This window comes from Kitasatospora sp. NPDC093558 (assembly GCF_040683475.1).
Classification (GTDB): Bacteria; Actinomycetota; Actinomycetes; order Streptomycetales; family Streptomycetaceae; genus Kitasatospora.
The window spans coordinates 1-6,759 of sequence record NZ_JBFBDY010000345.1 but is presented as its reverse complement, the minus strand read 5'-3'; the positions used below and the strand labels follow the sequence as shown (position 1 = coordinate 6,759).

The following is a 6,759-nucleotide window of genomic DNA, read 5'->3' as shown; positions in this document are numbered from 1 at the left end:
GTCGGGACGGCCCAACTCGCCCTCGTCGCAGGCTTCGGCGTGTCGGCCGTCGCCGGGTACGGGATCGGCTACCGCGTCCTGCTGGTGGTCACGATGGCGTTCTACGCGCTGCGCCAGGCCGCCGCGATCGAGGCGGCCCGGCTCGTCGGTGCCGGCGGGGGAGCCGAGCTGCGCGAACTCGCCCACGCCACGGGCCGGTTCGCGGCGGTCCTCGGTGCGGGGGCGGCCGTGTCGGCCGTGCTGCTCGCCGGTCCGGTGAGCGGGCTGTTCACAGATGACCTGGCCGTGACCGCGCAGTCCGCCGGCTTCCTGCGCATGACCGCGCCCTACCTACTGCCGTACGCCCTCGTCGTCGCTCTCGGCGGTGTGCACCAGGCGGTGGGCGCGGGACGGGCGCTGGTGGTCTCCGTCGCGCTCGGCCTCGCCGCCCAACTCGGTTCCGCCGCAGTCCTGTCGGGGCCGCTCGGGGTGAACGGCGTGTGGGCCGGGCTCACCGTGGGAGCGGTCGTCCAGCTGGCACTCCTTCGGATGCTCACCCGCCGCCGCACCACACCGCCCACATCCGGACATCGAACCGACCGAACCAGCCGAAGTGACCGTAGTGGCGGAAGCGGCCGAAGTGGCCGAAGTGGCCATCCCGACCCCGGAGTTGCCCTCGATGCCGCCGCAGGCCGGCGCGGTCCGGCTCAGGCCGTTCTTCGTCCAAGGCGCTTTCCGGGGGCGGGAGTTGCCGCCGAATAAGCGGTTGGGGCACTTGCCGGGCAGGCGCGACCGGATGATGCAGAGTCACCGAAGCGTCATGCAGAGTAACCGCGTTGCCGTCGGCGCCCCCCGTCGTCCGCTCGCCGCGGAGGCGTTGCGCGGACCGGGTTCGCCGAGGTCATCGCCTGTGGATGGCGGGCATTCGTACCCCAACGAGTAGGGGTTCTAACCCTCCTTGCCCCCATGGAACTCAAGTGGACCCGAGAGTGCGATCTCTGGTCAGTTTGACCTTGACCTCCTTGAGTCAAGTGGGGCAGGATGCTGCGGGGTCGGAACACCCATTCGAGTTGTTCGACCCCCGCGCCTGCACTGCTGAAATGACCGCAGAACTGCTGCTTTTGATCGCCGTGTGACATCAAGGGAGCTTTGTGTGAGTTCAGCGCACGACAGTACCGCATTGGATAAGAAGCAGTCGCTCGCCGGAATCCTGGCCCGCGCACGCGCCAAGATCACCGAGGGGCCGCGTCCCCGCCAGGACCGGAACAACATTCTTCTTTCCCATTCCCAGAACACCTTATGGTTCGTCGACCGGTTGCGGACCGGCATGTCGACCTACAATGTCCCCTTCCTGTTCCGGTTGGAGGGCGACCTCGATGTCGAGGCCCTCACCGAGGCATTCCGGAGCATCGTCACCCGGCACGAGGCACTGCGGACGTACGTGCTCGTGGAGAACGACGAATACTTTCAGGGCATCGTCGAGAACCCCGAGATCGCCGTCGAGCGGATCTCCGTGGAGACCGAGGGCGAAGCCGAGCGGATCATGGCCGGGCTCGCCGAGACGACACTGGAGTTGACGGAGTTTCCGCTGTGGCGGGCCTCGCTCGTCGGCGTCGGGGCCGGTCTGCACTACTTCGGGTTCGTCGTCCACCACATCGTTTTCGACGGCGTGTCGACCTCGATCTTCTTCGAGGAACTGGAGCAGGAGTACAACGCCCGGCGCTCCGGCACCCTGCCCAAGATCGAGCCGCCGGCCGTCCAGTTCGCCGACTTCAGCCTCTGGCAGCGCAAGCGCATGGCCGCGGGGGCCTGGCAGGAGAGCGTGGACTACTGGTCCGAGACGCTCCGCGGCGTCGACGTGATGGACATCCCCGGTGACCGCCCCCTCCCGCCCGAGGCGACGGACGCGGGCGCGGCCGAGGTGAGCACCTGGCCCGGTCTGGCGGCGCAGGTCAACGAACTCGCCTCGTCGCTGTCGACCACGCCCATCACCGTCTACGCCACGGCGATGGCCGCGCTCTACAGCAGGTATTCGGGCTCGGCCGACGTCATCTTCGGAATGCCGACGGCCAACCGCGCCGAAGTCGAATGCGAGCGGACGATCGGCTTCTTCATCAACATGCTGCCGCTGCGCTGCCGGATAAACCCGGGGGCGACGTTCCGGGAATCCCTCGCGGACGTGCAGCGCCGTTTCCGCGACGGCCAGGCGCACGGCCAGCTCCCGCTGGAGGAGATCATCGCCGGGGCCGGCGCGAAACGCGAATCCGCGCGTTCCACGCTTTTCCAGTACACACTGACGATGAACGAATGGGCGGAGCCGCTGCGGCTCGACGGGATCACCACGGTCGAAACCGAGCCGGACACCACGCACGCGAAGTTCTTCCAGTCCTGGACGGTCACGCAGAAGGGTGTGGACCTGGAGGTCCACACCGCGTACAACACCGATATCTTCGACGCGGCGACGATCGCCACGATGCAGAAGGTATTCGTCGGAATCCTGCGCCGGGCGATATCCCTGCCGGACGTCAGCATCGAGCAGTCGTGGGAGCACGACGAGGAATCCCGCGCGGTGCAGGCGATTCTCGGAAAGGGCGTCGAGGCGCCCGCGCCGACCGGCAACGTCTTCTCGCATTTCCGTGCCGTCGCGGACGAGCACGCGCAGCGCCTCGCGGTCGCCACCCCCGGTGCGGAGCTGACGTACGGTGAGCTCCTGCGGCGTACGGACGCGCTCCGCGCCCACTTCGCGGCGCACGGCGTCGGCTCCGGCGAGCGGGTGGGCGTCGCGCTCGAACCGGGCCCCGACTTCGCGGCGACCGTCCTCGCGCTGATGGCGCTCGGCGCCGTCTACGTGCCGATCGACGCGATGAACCCGCCGGGCCGCATCGAGTCGATCATCGGCAACGCCGCGCTGCAGCGCGTGGTTTGCGACGCCACGACGGTCGGCGTCGCGCCCGGGCTGGAGTTCCCGCTGCCGGCCGACCTCCCGGAGGCGACCGCCGCTACCGACACGACGGACGCTACCGACGCGACGGACGCGACGGGCGCCGCATCGGCTCCCGAAGCCGTCGCGGGGGGCGACGCCACCGCGTACCTGATGCACACCTCGGGCAGCACGGGGACGCCGAAGGGCGTGCTCGTCACCCACGACAACATCCTGGGGTTCATCCGGAACGTCCGGACGCTGTTCGAGCTGACCCCCGAGGACCGCTTCCTCGGTTACGCGTCGTGCGGCTTCGACGTCTCCGTCTTCGAGATGTTCGGTGCGCTGCTGACGGGCGCGTCGCTGCACTTCGTGCCGGCCGCGCTGCGTCTCGACATGTCGGGCGTGCAGCGGTTCCTGGAGGAGCACCGCATCACGGTGACGGACCTCCCGCCGTCGGTCATGAAGCTGCTCGACCCGGCGCCGCTGCGCGACCTGCGCATCGTCTTCGTCGGCGGCGAGGCCTTCTCGCACGAGCTCGTGCGGGCCTGGGGCGCGGGCCGCCGCATCTTCAACGGGTACGGCGTGACCGAGTGCACCGTCACCAGCATCGTCGAGGAGCTGAAGGATCCGTCGGCGCCCGCGGCGCTGCCCATCGGCGCTCCGATGGACAACCACGTCGCGTACGTGCTGGACGCCGGGAACGTGCCGGTGCCCCAGGGCGTGATCGGCCAACTGGCCATCGGCGGCGTCGGGTTGGCGTCCGGTTACTGGAACAGGGACGAGGACAACCGGCAGCGGTTCATCCCCGACCCGGTCGGCGACCCCGCCGCGCGCGTCTACCTGACCGGCGACCTGGCGCGGCACAACGGCGACGGCCGCCTGGTGTACGTCGGGCGGGCCGACAAGCAGGTCAAGATCAACGGCGTGCGGATCGAGATCGGCGAGATCGAGAGCGCCATCCGCGCCGCCCGCGGCGTGCGCAACGTCTTCGTGCGGGTCCAGCAGGATCAGGACACCAAGCGGGTCGTCGCGTACTGCGCGACCGGCGGATCCGGTGACGTCACCGAGACGGCGCTGCGCGACCACTGCCGCAAGCACCTCGTGTCCACGATGGTGCCGAGCACGTTCGTGCTGCTGGACGAGCTCCCGATCAACGGGAGCGGCAAGATCGACGAGCGGGCGCTGCCCGCCGCCGGGGCCACCGTCGAGGCCGAGACGGCCGACGAACTCACCGACGTCGAGCGCAAGATGATGACCCAGGCGTTCGGCCCGATCCTCGGCCGCACGGACTTCGCGAAGAACGTCAGCTTCTTCGACCTGGGCGGGACGAGCCTGCAGGCCGCGCAGCTGATCTCCAAGATCAAGAAGATCTTCGCGACCGACGTCTCGCTGGCCGCCTTCTTCGCGGACTCCAGCGTGCAGAGCCTGGCCCTGGAGGTCGAGCGCGCCCGGCTGGCGAGCCTGTCCCCCGAGGAGCTCCAGCAGGTCATCGAGCAGATGACCGAAGAGGACGTCTCCCGACTCCTCGCCGAGTGAGCGCCCGGACATGGACCGCAACGGCAGGGAACGCGTGATGCAACGTGAAGGGGACCGCCTGAACGCCCTTCTCCGGACGAGAGCGGCGACGGCGGGCACGACCAACCTCATCGAACTGAACCGTCCGGCGCGGCCCGGCCCGGTCATGCTGTTCGTCCACCCGGTGGGCGGCAGTCTGCTGGCCTACCAGCCGCTCGTCCGCAGGCTCGCCGACCACCGGTGCCTCGGCCTGGAGGCGTCGTCCGCAACGCTCGCCGACGGCGGGCCGGCCGGGTCCGTCCAGGAGCTCGCCCGGCGGTACATCGACGGCTTCGGCGAGCGGGCCCCGAAGATCGACGTGATCTGCGGGTGGTCGTTCGGCGGCGCCCTCGCCTGGGAGATCGCCTGCCTGCTCGAAGCCCGTGGGGAGCGTCCGGAGCTCGTGCTCCTCGACTCGACCTGGGCCGTCGGGGAGGTCGCGAAGTGGTCGCCCGCCGAGGCGGTGCGGGGCTTCCTCCAGGACGTGCTGCGGGTCAGCGGGCGCGACGCCGAGGTCACGGCGGACACGCCCGAGGACGCCGCCGCGCTGCTGGACCTGGAACCGGAGACGCTCACCGAGCGGCTTGAGATCTTCGCGCACAACCGCCGGCTCGTCGGCGAGTGGCGGCCGACCCCGGGCGACCTCGACGTCGTCTCGGTGCGCGCCGTGGAGTCGCTCAAGTCCGACTGGCGCGCGGCTACCACGGGCGGCGTGCACGTCCACGACCTGCCCGGCGACCACTACACGCTGCTCGGGGACGCCGGCAACGTCGCCTCGATCGAACGGATCATCAGGGAGGACCGCGCCACCGTGACCCCCGCCTCCGCCGTGCCCGAGCCCGCACTGCCTGAGCCCGCACTGGCCGCGCGCGCACTGCCCGCGCCCGTACTGGCCGAGCCCGCCGACGAACCCGCCGACAACGATCTGCACGCGTCGCTGGCGAAGCTCGTGGACACCCCGCACTGGCGCGAACTCGTCGTCCGCTCACGGCGGATGGACGCGGCCGCGATCACCGAGGCGTACGGCGAGCTCGGCCGGCGCGGACTGCTCACACCCGACTGGCCGGGCGAGTTCGGCGGTGGCGGACACCCGACGCGGCTCGCCATCGAGCTGTTCGAGGGCTTCTGCGCGACCGGCCTGCCGGACCTCGTCTACGCCCTCACCGTGCAGATCGTCGGGAACTTCGTCCTCAAGTCCGGCTCTGACCGCTTGAAGGCCGAACTCCTCCCGCGCATCAGCCGGGGCGAGGAGTTCTCGACCGTCCTCTACAGCGAACCGCGGGCCGGCAGCGACCTCGCCGCGCTGCGCACGAAGGCGGAGCGGCGCGGCGAGCGCTACGTCCTCAACGGCGTCAAGGTGTTCAGCATCTACAGCGACCTCGCGGGCTCGGCCCTGGTGGCCGCGCGCACCGGGCAGGGCGGGCACAAGTACGACGGCATCTCGCTCTTCGTCATCGACCTGGCGGCCGACGGCGTGAGCGTCGAGCTCGTCGAGACGGTGCAGCGCGAGAAGATGTGCCGGGTACGCCTCCAGGACGTCGAGGTCGAGAGCTGGCGCCGGGTGGGCGAGGAGGGCCGCGGCTGGGCCCTGCTGGACGGCGCGCTGGCGATCGAGCGCACCGGCATCGACCACGTCGTCCGGGCGGCGCGCTGGCTGCGGGCGCTGCGCGGGACGACCGCGCGGCCCCGGACGCTGGAACGCCTCGACCGGCTCGAAGGCCAGGTGGAGTGCGCCACGACCCTGGCCCGGGCGGCCACCGAGGTCTTCCTGCGGGCCGACGTCAAGGCGATCGACACCGCCGTCGCCAAGCTGTACACCAGCGAGACCTGCCAGCAGGTCGGGCACGAGGTGCTCCGCCGCTGGAGCACGCTGGGCCGGGCGGCCGGCGTCGACGACCTGGTCCACGAGGAGCTGTTCTCGGGGCTGACCGAGTCGCCCGGGCTCACCCTGTCCGCCGGCACGTCGGAGATGATGCTCTCCACCATCTCGGCGGACCTCAAGGAGGAGTGCTCCCGGCGCTGTCTGGCGATCCTGCACCGCTTCGGCGGTGAACTGGTCGACACCGTCCTGGAGGTCCTCGAACCCGTGGGCGCCGGCGTCAAGGTGGCGCCCCTGTTCGCGGACTCGCCGGAGCGGCGCGACGCGCTCGCGAAGACCCTGGCGGACCTCGGCCTCGACGCGGTCGAGCGGCCCGAGGACGAGGGCGGCCTCGGACTCGGTCTCACCGTCGGCTGCGCGATCAGCCTCGGCACGGGCTACCTCGGGTACGAGAACGCCTACCAGCCGTGCGCGCACCTGGTGC

At 70.5% G+C, this 6,759-nt stretch carries 3 protein-coding genes; all 3 read left to right on the top strand.

Annotated features, from left to right (window positions below; all coding sequences use genetic code 11):
* Positions 1-741 (top strand): MATE family efflux transporter (locus tag AB0O00_RS25830; protein ID WP_363655579.1); only part of this gene is annotated, 741 nt, incomplete at its 5' end.
* A 370-nt stretch (positions 742-1,111) separates the two neighbouring features.
* On the top strand, positions 1,112-4,438 hold the full coding sequence (locus AB0O00_RS25825; RefSeq protein WP_363655577.1) for an amino acid adenylation domain-containing protein: 3,327 nt from the start codon (positions 1,112-1,114) through the stop codon (positions 4,436-4,438).
* Between the two features lie 37 nt (positions 4,439-4,475).
* Positions 4,476-6,759: thioesterase domain-containing protein (locus AB0O00_RS25820; RefSeq protein ID WP_363655575.1), on the top strand; the 2,284-nt coding region annotated here is incomplete at its 3' end.